20 protein-coding genes are annotated in these 20,798 nt (G+C 52.6%); 16 read left to right on the plus strand and 4 right to left on the minus strand.

What is annotated here, in order from left to right; translation table 11 throughout:
- Positions 1-3: 3 nt before the first annotated feature.
- From BAA01_14120 to BAA01_14130, 3 genes are all read right to left on the minus strand, one after another.
- Entirely contained in the window at positions 4-660 is a 657-nt protein-coding gene (locus tag BAA01_14120) for a YigZ family protein (GenBank protein OUM88766.1), read from the minus strand.
- A gap of 129 nt (positions 661-789) precedes the next feature.
- Positions 790-1,617, minus strand: coding sequence for a hypothetical protein (locus BAA01_14125; protein ID OUM88767.1), 828 nt, complete (start codon positions 1,615-1,617; stop codon positions 790-792).
- Positions 1,614-2,426, minus strand: a complete 813-nt coding sequence (locus tag BAA01_14130) for a hypothetical protein (protein ID OUM88768.1) — start codon at positions 2,424-2,426, stop codon at positions 1,614-1,616. The genes BAA01_14125 and BAA01_14130 overlap by 4 nt, the downstream gene beginning before the upstream one ends.
- A gap of 369 nt (positions 2,427-2,795) precedes the next feature.
- Between BAA01_14130 and BAA01_14135 the strand changes: the two genes are divergently transcribed.
- The 15 genes from BAA01_14135 (at position 2,796) to BAA01_14205 (ending at position 16,228) form a co-directional block, all read left to right on the plus strand.
- Positions 2,796-4,004: a methionine adenosyltransferase gene (locus BAA01_14135; GenBank protein OUM88769.1), complete on the plus strand. Its 1,209-nt coding sequence runs from the start codon at positions 2,796-2,798 to the stop codon at positions 4,002-4,004.
- Positions 4,005-4,171: 167 nt separating this feature from the next.
- A complete protein-coding gene (locus tag BAA01_14140) occupies positions 4,172-4,609 on the plus strand; it encodes a hypothetical protein (protein ID OUM88770.1) in 438 nt (145 codons plus the stop codon).
- A 93-nt stretch (positions 4,610-4,702) separates the two neighbouring features.
- Positions 4,703-7,090: a hypothetical protein gene (locus BAA01_14145; protein ID OUM88771.1), complete on the plus strand. Its 2,388-nt coding sequence runs from the start codon at positions 4,703-4,705 to the stop codon at positions 7,088-7,090.
- Positions 7,091-7,234: 144 nt separating this feature from the next.
- Positions 7,235-7,675 carry a hypothetical protein gene (locus BAA01_14150; GenBank protein OUM88772.1) on the plus strand — a complete coding sequence of 147 codons (441 nt, stop codon included), beginning with the start codon at positions 7,235-7,237 and terminating at the stop codon, positions 7,673-7,675.
- A 142-nt stretch (positions 7,676-7,817) separates the two neighbouring features.
- A complete protein-coding gene (locus BAA01_14155; protein ID OUM88773.1) occupies positions 7,818-8,135 on the plus strand; it encodes a hypothetical protein in 318 nt (105 codons plus the stop codon).
- Positions 8,136-8,159: 24 nt separating this feature from the next.
- Positions 8,160-8,690 carry a hypothetical protein gene (locus BAA01_14160; GenBank protein ID OUM88774.1) on the plus strand — a complete coding sequence of 177 codons (531 nt, stop codon included), beginning with the start codon at positions 8,160-8,162 and terminating at the stop codon, positions 8,688-8,690.
- A gap of 135 nt (positions 8,691-8,825) precedes the next feature.
- On the plus strand, positions 8,826-10,322 hold the full coding sequence (locus BAA01_14165) for a flagellar hook-associated protein FlgK (GenBank protein OUM88837.1): 1,497 nt from the start codon (positions 8,826-8,828) through the stop codon (positions 10,320-10,322).
- A 106-nt stretch (positions 10,323-10,428) separates the two neighbouring features.
- Positions 10,429-11,319: a hypothetical protein gene (locus tag BAA01_14170; protein OUM88775.1), complete on the plus strand. Its 891-nt coding sequence runs from the start codon at positions 10,429-10,431 to the stop codon at positions 11,317-11,319.
- Positions 11,320-11,454: 135 nt separating this feature from the next.
- Positions 11,455-12,021 (plus strand): hypothetical protein, encoded by a 567-nt coding sequence (locus BAA01_14175; GenBank protein OUM88776.1) that lies wholly within the window; start codon positions 11,455-11,457, stop codon positions 12,019-12,021.
- 94 nt (positions 12,022-12,115) lie between these two features.
- On the plus strand, positions 12,116-12,475 hold the full coding sequence (locus tag BAA01_14180; GenBank protein ID OUM88777.1) for a hypothetical protein: 360 nt from the start codon (positions 12,116-12,118) through the stop codon (positions 12,473-12,475).
- 216 nt (positions 12,476-12,691) lie between these two features.
- Positions 12,692-13,051, plus strand: a complete 360-nt coding sequence (locus tag BAA01_14185; GenBank protein OUM88838.1) for a hypothetical protein — start codon at positions 12,692-12,694, stop codon at positions 13,049-13,051.
- 67 nt (positions 13,052-13,118) lie between these two features.
- Positions 13,119-14,786 carry a hypothetical protein gene (locus BAA01_14190; GenBank protein ID OUM88778.1) on the plus strand — a complete coding sequence of 556 codons (1,668 nt, stop codon included), beginning with the start codon at positions 13,119-13,121 and terminating at the stop codon, positions 14,784-14,786.
- A 126-nt stretch (positions 14,787-14,912) separates the two neighbouring features.
- A complete protein-coding gene (locus BAA01_14195) occupies positions 14,913-15,284 on the plus strand; it encodes a flagellar export chaperone FliS (GenBank protein OUM88839.1) in 372 nt (123 codons plus the stop codon).
- Between the two features lie 177 nt (positions 15,285-15,461).
- The gene (locus BAA01_14200) at positions 15,462-15,857 is read left to right on the plus strand and encodes a hypothetical protein (protein OUM88779.1); all 396 of its coding nucleotides are present in this window, start codon (positions 15,462-15,464) and stop codon (positions 15,855-15,857) included.
- Between the two features lie 173 nt (positions 15,858-16,030).
- On the plus strand, positions 16,031-16,228 hold the full coding sequence (locus BAA01_14205) for a cold-shock protein (GenBank protein OUM88780.1): 198 nt from the start codon (positions 16,031-16,033) through the stop codon (positions 16,226-16,228).
- A 139-nt stretch (positions 16,229-16,367) separates the two neighbouring features.
- On the opposite strand, the gene BAA01_14210 is transcribed toward BAA01_14205, so the two are convergent.
- Positions 16,368-18,311, minus strand: coding sequence for a Fis family transcriptional regulator (locus BAA01_14210; protein ID OUM88781.1), 1,944 nt, complete (start codon positions 18,309-18,311; stop codon positions 16,368-16,370).
- A gap of 331 nt (positions 18,312-18,642) precedes the next feature.
- Between BAA01_14210 and BAA01_14215 the strand changes: the two genes are divergently transcribed.
- Complete coding sequence (locus tag BAA01_14215) at positions 18,643-20,784, plus strand: acetone carboxylase subunit beta (protein ID OUM88782.1); 2,142 nt, start codon at positions 18,643-18,645, stop codon at positions 20,782-20,784.
- The last annotated feature ends 14 nt before the right edge of the window (positions 20,785-20,798 follow it).

Raw genomic sequence — 20,798 nt, forward strand, 5'->3', positions numbered from 1 at the left:
GTGTCAATCGCGTTGTTGATCAGGGTCGGGCGGCGTTGCTGGCAGCCGGAGAAGGACAGGGTTTTCAGCCTCTGAAGTGACGTTCCCGTTGGTTGTTTCGGCAAGCTTGTTGAGAAATGAGCCTGCCGCCTGTTCGGCCAGGTATACCCTGACCGTCACCCGATTGGTAAATTCCGGCGGGTCGTACGGGTGCTGTTCCTTATGCAGCAGGTGTTCCACCCGGCCCCACCACGGATAATCCATCTTCAGCAGATAAGGGGTATGTGGCACTTCCCGCACCAGACCGGCCGCCTGGACAGCTTCGGCGGTTGCCTGGCTGTAGGCCCGGATCAAACCTCCGGCTCCCAGCAAGACCCCGCCGAAATAACGCGTGACGACAGCGGCCACATTATAGAGGCCGCTTTTTTTCAGGGTTTCCAGTATCGGCCTGCCGGCTGTGCCGGAGGGTTCGCCGTCATCGTTGGATTTCTGGATTTCCTGGTGCCGTCCGATCAGGTAGGCGTAACAGTTGTGCGTGGCGTCATGGTGCCGTTTCTGGATATCCGCAATCCACATTTTGGCTTCTTCTTCTGTGGCCACGGGCCGGACACGGCCGATAAACTTGGACTTTTTGATTTCCAGCAGCACTTCTGCTTCACGGGCGAGGGTATACAAAGCCATATTGCGCCTCTCTTCACAGATGTTCATGGGCCTTTTGAATGGGGCTTTTATCTTTAATAATAATGAGTTTTTTGATCATGGGTTTTCTGCATGGCATGGTCCTTGTACTTCACGGCATGGATCTTGTGCTTATTCCTTTTGCCCCGTTTTATCTTTCCCCGCTTCTTGATTCCCCGTTGCATTTGCCGGTTGATCGCGCAGGATGACCAGGTCGACACGCCGGTTGCGTTGCAGATTGTCCTTGCTGAGCGGTTTATATTCCCCATAGCCGACCACGTGCAGGCGCGCCGGATCCACTCCCTGGTCCACCATGAAGTGAAGGACGGTCAAGGCACGCGCGGTGGACAACTCCCAGTTGGACGGAAACTCTTTGGTATGAATCGGCCGCCTGTCGGTATGCCCTTCGATGGACACGGCGTTGGGGACCTGTTTGATCATCTCGACAATCGATTTCAGGTGGGCTTGTCCTTCCGGTTTCATTTCCGCTTTTCCGGTGTCGAACAGCAACACTTCCTGGAAGGAGAGACTGATGCCTTCCGGTTTGTTGATCAGGCTGATCTGATTTTGCAGCTGGTTTTTTTGGATAAAAGACTGCAGCTGCGAGTAGAGCGCTTCAATTTCCTGACCGCCGCTCATGGCTTTCCCTGTCTGCGAAGGGGAGGTATCGGTGACGGGATCGCCTTCCGGGTTTTTGGTGAGCGGGTTTTCCAGGTCGTCAAAGGTCGGATCGAGGACGTCCTCGCCTGCCGCCGGACCCGGCTGGCCGAGGTTGATCAGAAAGGGCGAACTGAACTGTTCGGCCAGCGACAGCCGCAGGCGCTCAAACTTGGAAGTATCAATCTGGCTCATGGCGTAGAGGACGACGAAAAAGATCAGCAGGACGGTCAGCATGTCGGCATACGATACCAGCCAGCGCTCAATGTTTTCCGGATGCTCCTGCCTTTTTCGCTTTCTCATGGGCTCACCTGCTCTGCCGGATTGGTTTCTGCAGCGGTTTTCTCATTGGTCCTCTTTTGATCAGGGGTCAGAAAGGCCAGCAGCTTTTGTTCCATGTTTTTGGGGTTTTCCCCGCCTTGAATCGAGAGAATCCCCTCAATGAGCATTTCCCGGTAGTGAACCATTCGTTGGTTTTTGTTCCGCAACTTGTTGCTGATCGGCAGGTAAATGATGTTCGCGGTGAACAATCCGTAAAAGGTGGCCAGGAAGGCGGTCGCAATGGCGCCACCCAGGTGTTCCGGATCGCTGAGATCGCGAAGAATCAAAACCAGTCCCATGACGGTTCCGATGATCCCCATCGTCGGAGCAAACCCGCCTGCGGTTTCGAAAATCCGCACACCCTGGTTGTTGTGGCGCTCCATGTTATCCAGCTCCAGTTCCAGCATTTCCCGCAACAGTTCGGATTCCACGCCGTCAATCACCAGTTCGATGCCCTTGCGGAAAAACGGGTCGTGATCCAGCTCCGGAAGTTTCTCCTCGAGGGCGAGCAAGCCTTCCCTGCGGGCGATGGTGGAAAGTTCCACCAACTTTTGGATGTTGGCGTGAAGATCGATTTTGTTTCGCTCCATGAAGGCTTCCGCCAAAAGTTGCGGCACCCGCTTGATGTCCTCCCACGGGTAGGAGGCGATGGTGGCAGCCAAGGTGCTGCCGACGACGATGATGAAGGCAGAGATCCCCCAGAGCAGAGTGACGGAGCCGCCTTCCAGCATGTAACCGATGACGAGCGCTGCCATTCCTGCCAGGATCCCGAGTAAGGTTGTTTTATCCATAGGCCAACTCCCTGTTCTTGAAATGTTTCGAGATTGGGAAGTGCCGGTTGCGACGCTGGATGGAAAACAGATCTGGAACACCGTCAGCAGGCAGATGAATTGGCGTCAATTTTTTCCGAGATAGCGATGAGATGGCGACGAACATGGACGATCATGATGGTTATTACGATTGTACCCTGAAAGGAAAAATAATGAAAGACCTGGAGCCAATTTTGCCCATTTTTCAAGTTCGCGTGTTCTTCCGTTGACAGGGTACCTGAGAATGGTTAATATGATCATCGTTTAATGTTCGGCGCATGAGGTTCGGCGCATGGGACTGCATGTCTTGCGGTTATGTGAAGGTTGAATGGTGAAGGAGGGGACGTCAGGATGAGCGCATCGAAGGACCGCCGCCTGTTTACTTCGGAATCCGTGTCGGAAGGGCACCCGGACAAGGTCTGCGATCAGATCTCGGATGCGTTGCTGGACGCTTTTTTGGAAAAAGACCCGAATGCCCGTGTGGCCTGTGAGGTGATGGCGACCACAGGCCTGGTGTTCGTTGCGGGGGAAATAACGGCCGACTGCTATGTGGATATTCCCCGTGTCGTCAGGGATACCATTCGCAAGATCGGGTACACAAGGGCCAAGTATGGGTTTGACGCAGACACATGCGGGGTGATTACGACCATTGACGAGCAGTCGCCAGATATTGCCCAGGGTGTGAACAAAGCGTATGAAGCCCGCCATGGCGAGATGGATGATGATGCCATCGAGGCGATCGGAGCTGGCGACCAGGGGCTGATGTTTGGTTTTGCCGTCAATGAGACGCCGGAGCTGATGCCGCTGCCCATTTCCCTTGCGCACCAGCTGGCCCGGCGACTGGCGGATTTGCGGAAGAGCGGCCAGATCCCTTATCTCCGTCCCGACGCCAAGACCCAGGTGACGGTTGAATATGAAGGGGATCGGCCGGTGCGCGTGGACACGATCGTCATTTCCACCCAGCATCACCCGGACGTGAGCCTGGAAGAGATTCGCAGGGATATGCTGGAACAGGTGGTGGCGCCGGTTGTGCCATCCCATTTGCTGGACGGGGGGACCAAGTATTTTGTCAACCCCACGGGCCGGTTTGTGATCGGGGGGCCGCAAGGGGATACCGGCCTGACGGGGCGGAAGATCATTGTTGACACATACGGGGGATATGCCCGCCATGGCGGTGGGGCTTTTTCCGGCAAGGATCCGACCAAGGTGGACCGTTCAGCTTCTTATGCGGCCCGTTATGTGGCGAAAAACATTGTGGCTGCCGGCCTGGCGGACAAATGCGAGGTGCAACTGGCCTACGCGATTGGCGTCGCCCGCCCGGTTTCCATCCGCGTGGATACCTTCGGCACGGGGAAGGTGCCGGATGAGTTCCTGGCCAAGCTGGTTGAACGCCATTTTGACCTGCGCCCGGCAGGCATCATCCGCGAGCTGGATTTGCGCCGGCCGATTTACCAGCCGACAGCTGCCTATGGCCATTTTGGACGCACCGACCTGGATTTGCCGTGGGAGCGGACGGATAAGGCCGCCCTCTTGCGCGATGAAGCGGGGTTACCAAATTGAGCGGAGTTTTCCGGTGCGCAAGCGCCGCGTTTTCCTGACGGAAAGCGCGGCTTTTTTGTGCCGATTTTTGTGCCGATCATTACGCCATTGTCAGCGCACCATTTTCCGGGCTTTTACATATAGTGCAGTAAAAATCACGAGATAACCCATTTGTGGAGGGCTAGGTCATGAATATCCTGGGGATGGGTGAGTGGCTTTTCTGGCTTACCGCGGTGTTGGCCCTTTACAGCTTTTCCAGTCTGGCGGTGGCGGTTGTTCGCTGCTTTCTCCGTCCGCTGGCGCGAAAAGAGCTGCCCGTCCATTACCTGGTAATGACGTCGGAGAGTGGCCAGCACCTGGAGTATTTGTTGCGGCGAATCGATTGGGAGGCACGGTTGCATGGACGGGATTACCGGATTCTCTGGCAGGATGAGGGTTCAATGGATGAGACGATCCGGATCATGAAACGGTTTCAGCAGCAGAAAGATTTGTTGCCCCCGCTTTACGCGAAGACATGCGACCTGGGGTCGGATGAGCTTGTGCAGCAGCGTGAGGTGGTCCTGCTGGACTTGCGGATGAGGGAGGCGCAATTTTCTTCCAATCCCCTGCGCGACAAGCAGATGTGATATAATTCCTGAAGCGGCGGAAATGACGGAATATCCTGAATCGGCAAATCGAGAAAAAACCGAAGCCATCAGGCGTTGGAATGAGGGGTTGGGGTGGAACGGAAGGTTGAAGAACGGGACATCTCAGCATGGTTGAAAGCGTTTTTGCCGGGGAGAGTGCTGCTTTGGGAAGAGCTTGTACGGGCAGTGAAGGAGAACGGATTTACCGTTTCTGAAGAGGATTTGCGGCGGCAGGTGGAATGGCTGGAAACATCCGGAAGGGTGACCTTGTCGGCCGGTATCGTTTCACATAGGGGGAAGAAGGGCACCTTTTTTCGCTGTGCGCGCTGTGGCGAAGAGGAACGGCTCCTGATTCGCGCATGCGCCTCTTGCCGGCGGCAGTGTGCCACCTGTGAAGCCTGTCTGCCGCTGGGGCGCTGCCGTACCTGCAGCCTGCTGGTGATTGGGGATGCCGGGCAGGCTGGAGGGGCCGCATTCCCGGCGGTGGGCGGTCTGGCCTGGCGAGGGCGTTTTTCTCCCTTTCAGGAAAGAGCCGTCCGGGCTGCCGTACAACTTGTCAGAAATGAAATCCCCGAAAGGGAGCTGTTGATCCATGCCGTGACAGGTGCGGGAAAAACGGAGATCACTTTTCCCGCCATTGCCGAAGCGCTGCGATTGGGAAGGCGGGTGGGGGTGGTGACGCCCCGACGGGATGTCGTCTTGGAATTGGCGCCGCGTCTCGGACAAGCCTTTCCAGATGTTCCCGTAGTGGCTTTATTCGGCGGATGCCCGGAGCGCTGGGCGATGGGGCCATTGATGGTCATGACCGCTCACCAGGCACTGCGTTTCCGCAAGGCGTTTCAGTTGCTGGTCGTGGACGAAGTGGACGCCTTTCCCTTTCATCACGAGCCGCTTCTGCCGCGAGCGGTGGCCGGGGCTTTGGCAGAGGAAGGGAGGATCCTTTACCTGACGGCCACGCCGCCGGATGCGCTGCTGTTGCGTGTGGAGCGGGGCGAAGTGGCCGCAGTGACGATCCCGCAACGGCACCACGGCAGGCCGTTGCCGGTTCCCCAATGGATGGCTGCCCGAAAGCTGCAGGAGAAGATTCATCAGGGCAAGGGGATCCCCGAGGTGGAAAAGATGGTCCGGATTGTCCGGGGCACAGGAGGCCAGCTGCTGGTTTTTGTGCCACGGGTGAAAGATGTCCCGATCGTAGTCCGGTGGTGGCGGCGGCAGTTTCCGGATGATCTGGAGCGGGTAAACGGGACACACGCCTCCGATCCGGAGCGGGATCGGAAGGTGGCCGCCTTTCGCCAGGGAAAACTGAGGGTGCTGGTCACCACGACCATTTTGGAACGAGGGGTGACCATATCCCGTTGCCATGTCCTGGTTCTTTTTGCCGATGCTCCCGTGTTTGATGCGGCGGCATTGGTGCAGATTGCCGGGCGGGCAGGAAGGGATGCCGCCTTTCCGGAAGGGGAGGTCTGGTTCCTGGCGGAAGGCAGGACACGGGCTATGTTGAAAGCCTGTGAACAGATCCGGGAAATGAACCGTCAGGCCGAGGAAGCATTGGCATATGGTTTACATTCCGCTGAGATGCCGCGACGTCCGTCTGTTGTCTCCCGGCCAATCCGGCCTGGTTCATCCCCCGTCGGCCTGTCGCCTGTACGTCTTTTTTCTGCGGGAATGCGGCGGATTTGGCCGTTGGTACAGGCCGGAAGGCAGCTTTTTTATCCCGATGGGGAGCGGTGTTGTTTTTGCGAGCGGAACGTTTTTCATGGCGTGGATTGGCAACGGGGCGTGGTCAGCAGGTGGGTGGTGCAAAAGGATCGGACGGCACTTTGCCGGGACTGTCTGGAAGGAATGACCTGGTTGACCGCCGGAGGGGCGCTGTGCCGGCGTTGCGGGCGCCTGATGCGGGAGGAACATGGCGCAAAACGGGAGGAGGAACGGCAGATCTGCGCCGATTGCCAGTGGTGGATGAGGGAGGGGGCCGCGCTGTGTCTCAACCGCAGTGTGGCGCACTATCAGGGGCGGCTCAGGGAACAATGGCGGAGATACAAATATGGCGGCCAGCGTTCTTTGGAGGCGCTTTGGGTGGAAATGCTGATTTACGGCTGGCAGTGCCACCAGGCTGATCTGGGCTGGCCGGATGAGATTCTGTATGTCCCGATGCATCCCCTGTCCCTTCAGGAGCGGGGCTTTAACCAGGCGGAGGTGCTGGCATCCGGATTGGGAGAGTGGCTGGACAAACCGGTGACCGATCGGCTCATCCGCCTCACGGCATCGGTCAGGCAGAGCCAGCAGGGGCGGCAGGAGAGGTTGCGGGCCCTGGACGGCGCATTTGCTCTGGACGGCGGTTCGGAACGGGCGCTGGTAGACAAGCAGGTGTTGCTGGTGGATGATATCTATACCACCGGAAGCACTTTGGAGGCTTGTGCGCGCCTTTTGCGCCGGGCGGGCGCGCGGCGGGTGGCCAGCCTTACCCTGGCCCGGGCATAGGCTGACAAATCTTTCCGTTGATAGTATAGTAAAATATGGGACGGTTTTAATGTTCGGATAAAAAAGAAAGCCGGCTGCCGGCAAGAGGCGTTTTCGGAATGATGCGCTGTTGTCCGCTGGGATAGGCAGAGGAAGGAGCAGGAGGTGGGGGAGATGGATCAGCTGGTCGATTGCAGGCGTTGCGGGCGGTTGTTTATTCGGGTGAACAAGGATATCTGTCCGCGCTGCGCCCAGGAGATTGAGCAGGAATTTTTGTTGTGTCACGATTACCTTCGCGATCACCCGGGTGCCACAGTGATCGAGATTCACGAGGCCACCGGCGTGAGCGTCAAGCAGATTGAGGAGTTTGTAAAGGAAGGGCGCTTCCAGTTTATGCGCGGGGAGCACCTGGATTATGGTTGTGAGCGGTGTGGCCGGCGAATCCGGAAGGGGAAATACTGCGACCAATGCAGCAAGGAGCTGTTTGAAGAACTGAGCCAGGTGATCGAACCGCCAAGGAAGGAACCCCACTCGCCCCGGCCATCGGCCCCCCGCAGCAAGGGCTATGTGATCTGGGACCGATGGAAACAGAAAGAGGACGAATGAGTTTGGAATAGGCCGTATTTGCCCGAAATCACCGGTAAAACCTTTATATATCGGGAGAACAACCGGTTAACAAATCTTGCTTTCATCCGATAACCCTTGCAGGGAAGTGAGTGTTGGATAACGGAAAGAGGTGCCGTCAACCGTGCGGATTCATGAATGGAACCCGTTGCAGGCATATCAGATACACAACACACGCACATCGTCCAAACAGGAAAACAAGCAGGAAAAGGAAGCCGCGTTGCCTCCGCGAGAAGCGGAAGATCGCCTGGAGATATCCCGTGAGGCCCAGGCTAAAAGTCTCTCTGCCGCCGCTTTAGGACAGGCGGCCGGAGATCGCCCGTATTCTTCGCGTGAAGCACGGATTGAGGCGTTGCGCCAGCAGGTGCAGGCCGGAACCTACGAGGTTCCCGCAACACTGGTGGCCCAGAAGATGCTTCAGGCTATTTTCCGCAATTCATAGCCGTTGTGGATGGAGGCGCGTTTCGTGGATGGATCGGGACAACTGGCGACGATCATGATGGAACTGATCAAAGAGAATGAGCACCTGTTGCGCCTAGGACGGGAAAAGCAGCAGGTGTTGATCCGAAACGATGTCCAGGCCCTTCAGCGGCTGGTGCAGGAAGAACTCAAGCACATCCAGCAGGTGGAGCGTCTGGATGCGCAGCGTCAATGGCACATCCAGCAAATGCTGGGACAGGTGACGGGGAACGAATCAGGGGTTGTTTCTGAGACAGGTATCCGGTTACGGGATTTGCTCGGCCAAATGCCCCTGTCCCCGGAAAAGGAACGTTTGGAAGGCCTGGCGCAATCTTTGCGCCGGCTGCTGGAAGAGTTGCGGCATGTGAACGAGCAAAACCGCCAGCTCATTGAACAATCACTGGCTTTTGTCCATTACAGCATGGAACTGTTTGCTGCATCTGCTGCATCAGACGGCGGCGCGATGTATGACAAACAGGCCAAAATGCGCGAAACGCCGTCAAGGACCGGACTGTCCTGGCTGGATCAGAAGGTTTAGTACGATGCAATCAGCCAGATTCTCGTATATTTCGACAGATTCAGGCGCCTATTAGCCAGACGTCAGCCTGGAGCTGTTCGCCAGGAATTGAAATTTTACAGGAACTGAAATTTTAGAAGTGAGCGAGTGATTCAGATGCCCTCCACTTTTCACGGAATTGAACTGCTGAAACGAGCGCTGTACGCGCAACAGGCCGCGATGAACACGGCCGGCCACAACGTTTCCAACGCCCACACGCCGGGCTATTCCCGCCAGCGCGTCGAAATGGTGACCACGCCGCCGATTGAAATGCCGGGCTTGAACCGGAGCACCGCAAAGGGGCAGCTTGGCACCGGCGTCAATGTGGATGCCATCCGCCGATTGCGGGACACGTTTTTGGATCTGCAATACCGCAACGAGAACCAGTACCTCGGCGAGTGGGAAGTGATGCAGAACACCTACGACAAGCTGGAAGTGATCTTCAACGAAATCAAGGCCTCTGACGACGGCTTTGGCACCGGCCTGAACAGGGTGTTCAACGAATTCTGGAACGCCTGGCAGGACCTGAGCCGCGATCCGGAGAGCCTGACGGCCAAAATCGCCGTCGTCCAGCGCGGCGTGGCCCTGGCCGAAACGTTTAACACGATGGCCCGGCAACTGAACACCTTTGAGGCCGACCTTGAGAAACAGACAAGGGCCAAGGTGGACCAGGCCAATGTCCTCTTGGGGCAGATCGCCGAGTTAAACCAGCAAATCGTCAAGATCCATGCGATGGGTCAAAACGCCAACGACCTGATGGATCGCCGGGACCTGCTGGTGGATGAGCTGTCCAAGCTGATCAACATCGAGGTCAATGAGGATGCAAACGGCGGGTATGAGATTTTGTTGAGTCGCTCTTCTGATGATGGCACTGTGAATGGGAATCAGATCGTTCTGATGCCGGCGAATGGGGATAAGACTCAGGTATTAAAGTTTGATTTTGATACAACAGATCCGGCTAATAAAACATTGAAATTGAAGGATGTTGCCGATAATGATGTTGTAGATTTATATGTAATTGACGGTAGTGCAACAAATCATATTAATGAACCAAGTGGTGAAATTTTAGGATATTTAAGATCGATTGAAAAGGTAAAGGGATATCACCAACAATTGGATATTTTAGTTCGAGGTTTCGTAACAAAGATTAATGACACGTATGGAGACGATTTGTTTGAACCTAAGGATACAATGTTTTCGGTATCAGCCGAGAATATCCAGTTCAATCAAAACCTGGTTGCGAATCCTGTTAATCTCAAAACTTCAAACTCTGGATTATCGGGTGACGGTGATCTTGCCCGTGACATTGCTCAACTTCGGAATGCACTTTTTGATTTTAATGGAGAACAAGCCACAGTGGCCGATCGTTACAATGGTATTATTGGTAAGCTAGGTATTGAATCCCAGGAAGCCCAGCGCAGGGTAAAAAATCATCAATTGCTTGTCGACCAGACTGAAGCACTGCGCCAATCGGTCAGCGGAGTTTCGCTGGATGAGGAGATGGCCAACCTGGTAATGTTCCAGCATGCATACAATGCCGCGGCACGGGCGGTCACGGTGATGGATCAGATGCTGGACAAGCTGATCAACGGAACGGGAATAGTGGGACGGTAGGTGCTGGCGTACTTCTTTGTGAAACTGGTTTGATTAAAAACGATTGATAAAAATTTTTTGAGAGGGTTAGCCGCCAGGGTGACCGAAATGAAAAGAGGTGAGAGAGTTGCGGGTTACACAGAGCATGCTGAATGCCCAGTTGCTGCGGGATATCAACAACAACCTGCAGCGGATGGCCAAGAACCAGGAACGTTTAGCCTCGCAATCGATGGTCAACCGCCCATCTGATGATCCGGTAGCCTCCACCCTGATTTTGCGCTACCGGGAGGAACTGGCCGCCAATTTCCAGTACCAGCGGAACGTGGATGATGCCATGTCCTGGCTGGAGCAGTACGACAGTGCCCTGAAAGAGGTAAACGACATCCTGCAGGCAGCGCGAGAAGAAGCGATTCGTGCGGCGAACGGCACCAATCCCGATACCTCGCTGGAAGCGATTGCCCAGAAGATCGAACAGCTTTATAACCAGTTGATAGCTGTTGGCAATACGCAATTTAAAGGGAAATATATTTTTAACGGTAAAGAAACTGGAAAACAACCATACACGCCAGGTAACCCAGGAGATCATAAAGCAGATAATAATAGCCCTATTGAATTTGAAGTGATGCCAGGGGTAAAAATCCAAGTTAATTCCTTAGGAGAATTGGTGTTTGGAAAAGATACAGATGTCGATAATGCATTTAATGTTTTAAAGGAGCTCCAAGATGTTTTAACTGGCGGACCCGGAGATATTCAAACCATTATCGGTAAACTCGATACTCGCATTGATAAAGTCCTCAATCAATGGACCGATGTCGGTGCTCGAATGAACCGTTTGGAGCTAATCAAAAGCCGCTTGCAGGATGAAGATTACAACCTGCAGAAGCTTCTAAGCAAGGCGCAGGATACTGATGTGGCAAAAATCTACATGCTTCTTAAAACGGATGAGAACGTGTACCAGGCATCCCTGTCGGTAGGTGCCCGGATTATTCGCCCCAGCCTAGTGGATTTTCTGCGGTAGTGCAATGACACCAAATGTTTCAGAAAATATTTCAGACTTTATTATTCGACTTCAACTTCCTGTAGCAACAAAAGAGAAATATGTATCGGTTACTGACATGTCATAATGGCTTGATCTTCTTGGGAGAGATGTTCCTTGTTTCCTCGACTGGAGATTCGGCAGACCTTTGTGGCCATCGGCATACAGACAGAACCCGGTTTCTTTCAAATCAGACAGTATCGGCCGATGGTCAACCCGCAAACGGAACCTTCCCGTCTGGAGATCCATCGCGAACCGGCACGGTTGGAGATTGATGCCGACAAAGCTTGGGATGCGCTGGCGCAGGGGCCTCATCTGGCGACGATGTTGCGGATATACGCGCAAGGGCGGGAGGCGATTCTGGAGCAAATTGCCGAGATTGTCCAAAAAGGGGATCGGATGGCGGCGATTCACATACCCCAAGATCCGGTGGGCGAAATGGCAACCGAATGGCACCGGCCGATTCGGATTGCCGATGCGGTGGCTGGGCCGGTGAGCTATGACAATGTGGACATCCGGTTTATCCCTGATCAGCTTTCATTTTCTTACCAGTCTGCGCAGGTAACCTTTGATCCCTTGACGGCGAAGCCGGAGATTCAATATCATCCTGGAAAAGTCAATATCTATCTTCGTCAGAAAAACCACCTGGAGATCCGGGTGGTCGGTCTGGATGCCCGTGTCTGAAACCGGGCTTTTTGTGTTTCGTCCAGATGGCAAAACGGATGATCTCCAAATGGAATGATGAGTACAGGAATGAGATGATTCAGGGGTGATGAGGATGAAAAAAATCATGTTTATCCAGTTTGGCATGGGAATCGACTTGCACGGTCAGGATGTCAGCAAGGCTGCCATTCGCGCTGTACAGAATGCCATTCACCACAATTCGATGCCTGGTTTGCGCTCCGTCTTGCCGGAAAACAGCCTGGACAATATGAAGGTGCGGGTGAAACTGGCGGTACCTGCCGATGAGGAAAAACTGGATGTGGATGCCGTCAAACGCCAGTTGCCATATGGCCAGGTGGAGGTGTTGGTGCAAAAGGGCGGGATGCTGAGTACAAGCGGTGTGATCCTGCCGGACAAAGGGGACATCAACGACCTGGCCTATGTTGTCATTGCAGCCGTGGAAGTGGGGTATTGACAGGCAATATCGCACAAGGAGATACTTGCCAATTTGATACAAATCGACGTGAAAATGAATGATTTCCCTTCGATTTGCTAAAAAAATGCCATTTTCACCGTCATTTTATCTTTTACCCAAAACCTTCCTTTATCCGAAAAAACAAAAAAACAGATCGTTGGAAGATAGCCGGTATCGAAGCAAAAGGACGGTGAATGGAAATTGGATACGCGTCACATCCCGGTGCAGCTTGTGTCTCCTCTTCCTTCGCCGCAGGCTGCGACCCCGCAACTTCCACGGGAGAATGGGGAACAGCAACAGGAGGCAGAAAAAGCTGTTGGCATTCAGGGGCAAAACGTGACTCTTTCTCTCTCAAGGGCAAGTCTGGAGAAGGCGGTTGAAGGGATCAATAAAACATTGGAAATTACCCGGACGCATTTGCGTTTTACCCTTCATGAGGAACTGGAAGAGTATTATGTCCAGGTGATCAATGACCAAACACAGGAAGTGATCAAGGAAATCCCGCCGAAAAAATTCCTGGACATCGTGGCGGAGATATGGAAACTGGCCGGCATACTGGTAGACGAAAAGCGATGATCACCATTGCCTTGGATAGCCGAAGAGTGGCATAGCAGCAGAAGAACCTAACAGGGAGGTGTTACCGGTGCCAATCAGTCCGATACGGTTCAGCGGTCTAGCGTCGGGATTGGATACGGAAAACATTATCAAGGAATTGATGAATGCGCACAGAATTCCTCTCAACCGGCTGATGCAGCAGCGTCAGCTTCTGGAATGGCAAAAAGAAGCCTACCGTGAAGTCAACCGGCTCATGGTCAACTTCCGGAAGGCGGTCGAACCCCTGCGTTTCCAGGGAACTTTCCTCGCGAAAAAGGCCAATGTTTCTGATACTACACTGGCCAATGTCACTGCCAGTAATAATGCGGTTGAGGGAACCTATACATTGACGGTAAAGCAGCTGGCTAAAGGTGCTTCGATGACGAGTAAGCAGCTGTCTTATGATACATTGGATACCCCACTAATAGTGAATGATGATCAAGGAAATCCAATCACTATTCCAGATAAAATCAAGATTAATGGACAAGAAGTGGATTTTACCTCCTTTAAGGCAGATGGTAAGTTGACAGTGGGTGAATTTGTTTCTGCAGTCAATGCAATGTCGTCTGAAACCAAAGTGAGAGTTTCATACGATACGACAACGAAACGTTTTTTCTTCATTTCAACAATAACTGGAAGTGATGCTAAAATAGATTTTAGTGCAAATATTGATAATGCCGATGCAAAAAAATTTTTAGAAGATGCCATTGGTATCATTGTCGATCCCAGTTCCCTGGATCCTAGTAATCCAGATGATCTTAAAATTTTAGATCAACTTACTGGTAAAAATGCCGAGATCGTTTTTCTAGGAGAAACCTTCCAATTCAATACCAACACAATCAACATCAACGGCCTGACGATCCAACTTGTCAAAGATCCAGGCGGTACCCCGATCACCACGACCATCACCGTCTCCCGGGACACCGATGCCATCTATAATAACATTAAAACCTTCATCGACGAATACAACAAGCTGGTGGACGAGGTCAATAAGAAGTTGCAGGAGCCACGCTACCGCGACTATCCGCCGCTGACCAAGGAACAGAAGGAACAGATGAAGGAGAAAGAGATCGAACTCTGGGAGGAAAAGGCCAAAAGCGGAATGATCCGCAATGACAGCCTCATCTCAGGGTTTATGGCGCAGCTTCGTTTGATTGCCTACAGCACAGTTGAGCCAGTGGATAGTTCTAAATGGTCGAACGGTGTGACAAACAGCGCCCTGAAACATTTGGCTGCGCTGGGGATCGAAACAGGTTCCTATGTGGATGAAAACGGCAAGTTGGTGTACGGAGAGCGCGGGAAGCTGTACATTAAGGACGAGGCCAAGCTGCGCCAGGCGATCAGTGAGAATCCGGACGATGTGATGATGCTGTTTACCGCCCGGCCGAATCCTATAGATCCGGATCAGACAGGAACCGCGATTGATCAGGAACATTTAGGGCTTGGCCACCGGCTGTACAACCAAGTCAACCTTGCAATTAGCCAGCTCAGTGAGAAGGCAGGAAGCGTCAACAGCCTGATGCTGGTGGATAACAGTACCCTCGGAGAGCGAATAAAAGATATTGACGAGCGGATTGCCCGCATGCAAGACCGTCTGGTGATGATTGAGCAGCGTTACTGGAGCCAGTTTACGGCAATGGAGCGGGCTCTTGCCCGGATGAACATGCAAAGCGCTTGGCTAGCGCAGACGTTTGGCGGTGGCGGTCAGCAGTCGTGATTTTGCAACGTGACAGTGCAACGTGACAGGTGGAAACCGTCAAAACCTAAACGTGAGAATCCGAGCGAAGGTTTCAAGTGAAGGTCACGCAACGTGCGAGCAGACGGAGGACGATGGGAAATGGGGATGACCAATCCATACCAGGCGTATCAGATCAACCAGGTCATGACAGCCTCGCCGCCAGAATTGACCTTGATGCTTTATCAAGGAGCGGCCCGTTTTCTGAAACAGGCCATCCAGGCGCACCAGTCCAAGGATTGGGCAACGGTCAACGAACGGCTGCAACGCGTGCAGGACATTTACTATGAGCTCTTGGCTACGCTGAACCAGGAATATGAGATTGGCCGTTCGCTGGCTTCCATGTATGACTTTCTGATTCGCCATGTCCGGGAGGCCAACGTGGCCAAGGACTTAGCCAAAATGGAAGAAGCGCTGGAGCTGACGGAAGAGTTGCGGGACACGTGGGAACAGGCGATGAAACAGCTCAAGCAAAACTGAGCGGGCCGTGGGTGACAGGCCGCAGGTGGTAACATGCCATGTAGATGGCTTACATTGAATCCGGAATAGGGTGCGGTAAAGGATTGGAAGTAGCGGAAAGCATAGTAGTAGTAACGGAAATGAGTGAGCATACATGAGCGATAACATTTGTGCCGAAACTGAAGGGGCGGGACCGGATTGAGCGGATGGAAGGAGAGCACCCAAGCGGATGACTCACTTGATCGCTTTTTGGAAACCTACTGGCAGCTTTCAAAAGCGATTGCGGGAGAGATTGAAAAGTGCAACTGGGATGAAGTGAATCGCCTGTTGGAACAACGGGAGGATTTCATCCAACGGGAAGGGCAACAATTTGCAACGGGGCCAACACTCCCGCTGAACGACAAGCAGCGGGATCTTCTTCGCCGGATTCAGGCGCTGGAGCAGGACAATCAGGGCAAGCTGGAAGAACAGATGAGCCTTCTCACAAAACAGATGCAACAGAGCCGCAGAACACGTCAAGCTGTCCGAGGGTACATGGAGGAAGGCATCGATCGCACCGGTCTGGTCAGTACGCTGTTCAACCGGGAGGTTTAAAAAATATTCAGCCCATCATTCCACAAAGGATTTGACTTTCGCCATTTTTTTCAGTATAGTCGAGTTGTGGGTCGGTTCTTTTGCAAGAAGAGTCTGCTTCGGGCGACTGAAGTTGGTTCTTTTCTCAGGAGAGCCCCTCACGCAAGTCCATGAAGAAAGGAATGTTTTGTTCAATGCAAGGGCGAGTCAAATGGTTTAGCGCCGAAAAAGGCTATGGTTTTATTGAGCGCGAAGATGGTGGCGATGTGTTTGTCCACTACACCGCGATCAATGCCGACGGTTTCAAGACACTGGAAGAGGGGCAGCTCGTCGAATTCGACATCGTCGAAGGTGCCCGTGGCCCGCAAGCAGCAAATGTAACCAGACTGTAATGGATGTGTTGTTATCATAGATGCCGGATTTGCAAGTGCAAGTTGCAGGATCTATATAACGACAAAGCCACCCTGTCCGAAGAGGGCAGGGTGGTTTTTTTCGAACCCTAAACTGAGGATCGAGTAATTGCGGTTGCAATTATAGCATGTTGTATTTTTTTAATTTTCTGTATAGAGTGGAACGGGCAATTTTGCAACGTCTTGCGATTTCCGACAAATTTCCATTTGTTTCTTTATACAATTGTTGAAGCAATCGTTTTTCCTCTTGTTCCAAGGGAGATGTGGATCCGCTTGCGACATTTGACAGCAAATAAGGGGGCAAATCAGAGAGAGAAATCGACTCACCGCTGGCAAACAGAACGGCATGTTCCATCACGTTTTTCAATTCCCTGATATTTCCTGGCCAGTGGTATTGCTTCAGGAATGAGAGCGCTGCTTCGTCTATCCCCGACACCTTCCGGCCATGTTGCTTGGCAAACATTTCAATGAAGTGTTTGCATAAATGGAGCAGATCATTCCCCCGTTCCCGCAACGGCGGAAGCGCCAGATGCACCACATTGAGCCGGTAGAAGAGATCGGAACGGAACTTTCCTTCTTTGACCAGTTTTTCAAGATCCTGATTGGTGGCCGCGATGATTCGGACATCCACTGGCATCGGCTTCGAGGAACCGAGGCGGACGATTTCTTTTTCCTCTAAAACACGCAGCAAAAAAACTTGCAAATCCAGCGGCATTTCACCGATTTCATCAAGAAATAACGTCCCGCCGTTCGCATCTTCAAATTTTCCTGCCTTGCCCCGCGGATTGCCGCCTGTGAAGGTGCCAGGCTCATAACCAAACAGTTCGCTGGCGATCAATTCCTTTGGAATGGCTCCGCAATTGATCGCGACAAAGGGCCCGCGATGGCGAAGGCTGGCATGATGGATCGCTCGGGCAAACCGTTCTTTACCAGTCCCACTTTCCCCTGTGATCAATACGGGGACATTGGTGGAGGCGACAATCTGGCTTTTGTAGACGACTTCCTTTAGCGCTTGCGATTCGCCGATGATTTCAGACCAGTGATTTACTGGTGCAGGTTTTGCGTACCGGTGTGTGGGGGAACGATGCTGCGGCGATTTATGGAAATGAAGGAGAAAACCGATTCTTTCATGTTCCATGGTAATGGTCTGGATGGAGACGGTCAGTTGCTTTTCAGGGAGTTGGGTTTCGGCCTGTGAGTTGTTAAGGGTGAGGAGAACCGATTTCAGTTCTTTCATTTCGGAGAGAGCCCATATATCCCTTCGATCCTTTAACTGAAACAGGGACAAGGCGCTTGGAGTTGCGTCGACAACCTGTAAAACGACATCCAATACCATCATCGGGTCATTTTTCCATTTCCTGACCGCCTGCTCAAAACAGCGCTGCAGATAATTCCGCTTTTGTAAAGATGTTTGAAGCAACTGCTGTTCGATCATTTTGGCCGCCATCACTGCCGTTCCCAAGGTATGGGGTTGGGCATGATTAGATGGACCGGTCACATCAATCACTCCAAGCAGCTGCCCGGTGAGCGGATCTTGAATGGGTGAGGCTGAACAGACCCAGGGATGGCATCCTTCACAAAAATGTTCATAGGAAAAGATCTGGATGGGCTGCTTTGTTTCAAGAGCGGTCCCGATCGCGTTGGTTCCGAAGGCTGCCTCGCTCCAGTCGGAGCCTGGAACAAAGTTGATTTTCTCCGCTCTCTTTCTGATCTGTTGGTCGCCCCGCAAATACATCATTTTTCCTGTGTGGTCACAAAGCGTGAGCAGATGGTGAGTGCCACTGATTTCCCGGGCCAAGTCATCAAGAATGGGCAGGGATACATGGTATAAGTGGGAGCGATTGACCCATTCCACCAATTGTTCGTCGGTCATTACGATGGAGGTTTGTTTTTTACGGGGATCGATACCCATGTTTTGACATCGTTCCCATGATTGATAAATATGTTTTCGTACCCCTTGCGGTTTGCGTTTTTCCAACACGAAGTGGCCCCATTTTGCTTCGAGTTTTTTCATTTCTTCGTGGATGTCACCGACCGAACGAATAGCTATATTTAAATTCTCCATCAATATCCCCCCACCATGAAGGTGAATGATGACCGTTTCTCGCTACCAATAATAATAAAATTAGCGCAAATATACAAGGAATGATTCGTTCCATTTTTATGAATCTAAATTGTTTCGCTACAATTGTAGCGGAACGCTACAATGTGGCTTCGGAAAGAAAAGCCCCTCCAAGCCAATAGGTGCGTGAACGCTTCTTCATAACAAGGGACATTCCACACAATTTGCGATGCGATGAACCTGGCATGAATTTTGCTGTGCATAAGAGATGGGAGGACTTTCATCTAAGAAGACTCAAAAGACCAAAAAGTCCATTCTTAAGGAGGGGTGCCGTATGTCGAAAAGACGTGCTGAAGTCCTCGCCATCGATGCGGGAGGGACGATGACAGACACATTCATTATTGATGATCAAGGCCGGTTTGTCGTGGGAAAAGCGCAGTCCACGCCGTTGGATGAATCGGAAGGAATCATCCATTCCATGAACGACGCGCTGGAGCAATGGGAGCTAAATATTGACGAGGTCATGCCTTCACTGAAGACGGCTGTGTATTCGGGAACCGCCATGTTGAACCGTTTGGTTCAACGTCAAGGGCGCCGAACCGGTTTGATTGTCAATAAAGGAATGGAAGATTTCTTGCGCATGGGCCGAGGGATACAGTCTTATCTAGGGTACTCTTACGAGGATCGCATCCACCTCAACACGCACAAATACGAACCGCCTCTTGTCCCGAGAGAGCTGATTCGTGGCGTGACGGAACGTATCGATCTTTTTGGCGATATTGCCATCCCCCTGCGGGAAGATGAGGTCCGTCAAGCCGTGGAGGAATTGCTTGACGAGGGAGTCGAGGCGATTGCCATTTCTCTCCTTTATTCCCATGCCAATCCCGTCCACGAGCGGAGAGTGCGGGACATTGCCAAAGAAATCATTGCGGAAAGAGGCCTGTCCGTACAGGTTTTTGCCTCTGTGGATTATTATCCCGCTTTTCGTGAGTTACAAAGGACGAATACGGTTCTCGTCGAAGCAAAGATTGCTGATCCGTCGCGCGAGCAGTTACGAAAAATTGACCGACGTTTTCGTGAATTGGGCGGCAAGTTTGATACGCGGATTATGGCCAGTCACGGAGGAACGATCAGCATCGAAGCGAATGAATTGGCGCGCACGCTCGTTTCGGGTCCGATCGGCGGTGTGGTCGGCGCCAAGAGTTTAGGCAATTATTTGGGTTATGACAATATCATCTGTTCGGACATCGGCGGAACCAGCTTTGACATTGCGATGATTACGCAAGGAGAATACGTGTACAAATACAGTCCTGACATGGCCAAGCTTGTCCTCGCCATTCCCCTGCTGTTCATGGATTCGATCGGTGCGGGCACAGGCAGCTATGTGCGCGTGGATCCTTATTCCAATGGTTTGACGCTCGGCCCGGACAGCGCGGGTTACCGTGTGGGAACCTGTTGGCCGGAAGGCGGTGTGGAAACGGTGACGGTATCGGATTGCCATGTCATTCTCGGATATATCAATCCAGACAATTTTCTGGGCGGTCAAATCAAGCTGGATAAGGAACGGGCGTATGCCGCCGTGAAAGAACAAATCGCTGACCCATTAGGGATTAGTGTGGAAAAGGCGGCAGCCGGCGTGATCGAATTGTTGGATTACCGGTTGAAGTATTACCTGGCTTCCGTCATTTCCGGCAAAGGGTACAGTCCGCGCGATTTCATCCTGTTTTCCTATGGAGGGGGCGGACCCTTGCACACATACGGTTATACGGAAGGGCTGGGTTTCCAAAAGGTTTTGGTTCCCGCATGGGCTGCCGGATTTTCTGCTTATGGCTGTGGTGCTGCGGATTTCGAATACCGTTACGACTCTTCTACGTTAATCAATGTAGCGGCCGACGCTTCAGACGCCGAAAAGATGGAAGGCGGAAAACGGCTGCAAAAAATTTGGGAAGAGTTGTCGGAAAAAGTGGCTGCTGAGTTTGAGAAAGCAGGTATTCCGAAAGAGAATGTGAGATATGAATACGGCTGCCACATGATGTATCAAGGGCAGTTGAACGATATTGAAGTTGTTTCCCCGGTTTCCAAGTTTGAATCGGCTGCCGATTGGGATCGATTAAAAGATGCATTCGAGGAGTTATACAGCAAGGTATACCATAAGGCGGCCATTTCCACAGAGTTCGGGTTTACGATTACGACGGCGACTGTCCGGGGGATTACGGAGGTTGTAAAGCCTGTCATTCCGGATGAGGAGGAAAAAGGGGCGACGCCGCCCGATTCCGCGCACAAAGGAACGAGGGGAATGTACTGGCGGGGGCAGTGGGTGACGGCAAATATATGGGAGATGACAGAGTTGCAAGCAGGCAATGTGATCCAAGGGCCGGCGATTATCGAGGATCCGGCGACCACCTTCATTGTGCCGCCAGGATATGAAACAACCTTGAATCGTCACCGCATTTTTGAATTGGTTCAAGGGGAATGAAAAGGAGGTAGATT

The sequence above is a fragment of the Bacillus thermozeamaize genome, assembly GCA_002159075.1.
Taxonomy (GTDB): domain Bacteria; phylum Bacillota; class Bacilli; order ZCTH02-B2; family ZCTH02-B2; genus Bacillus_BB; species Bacillus_BB thermozeamaize.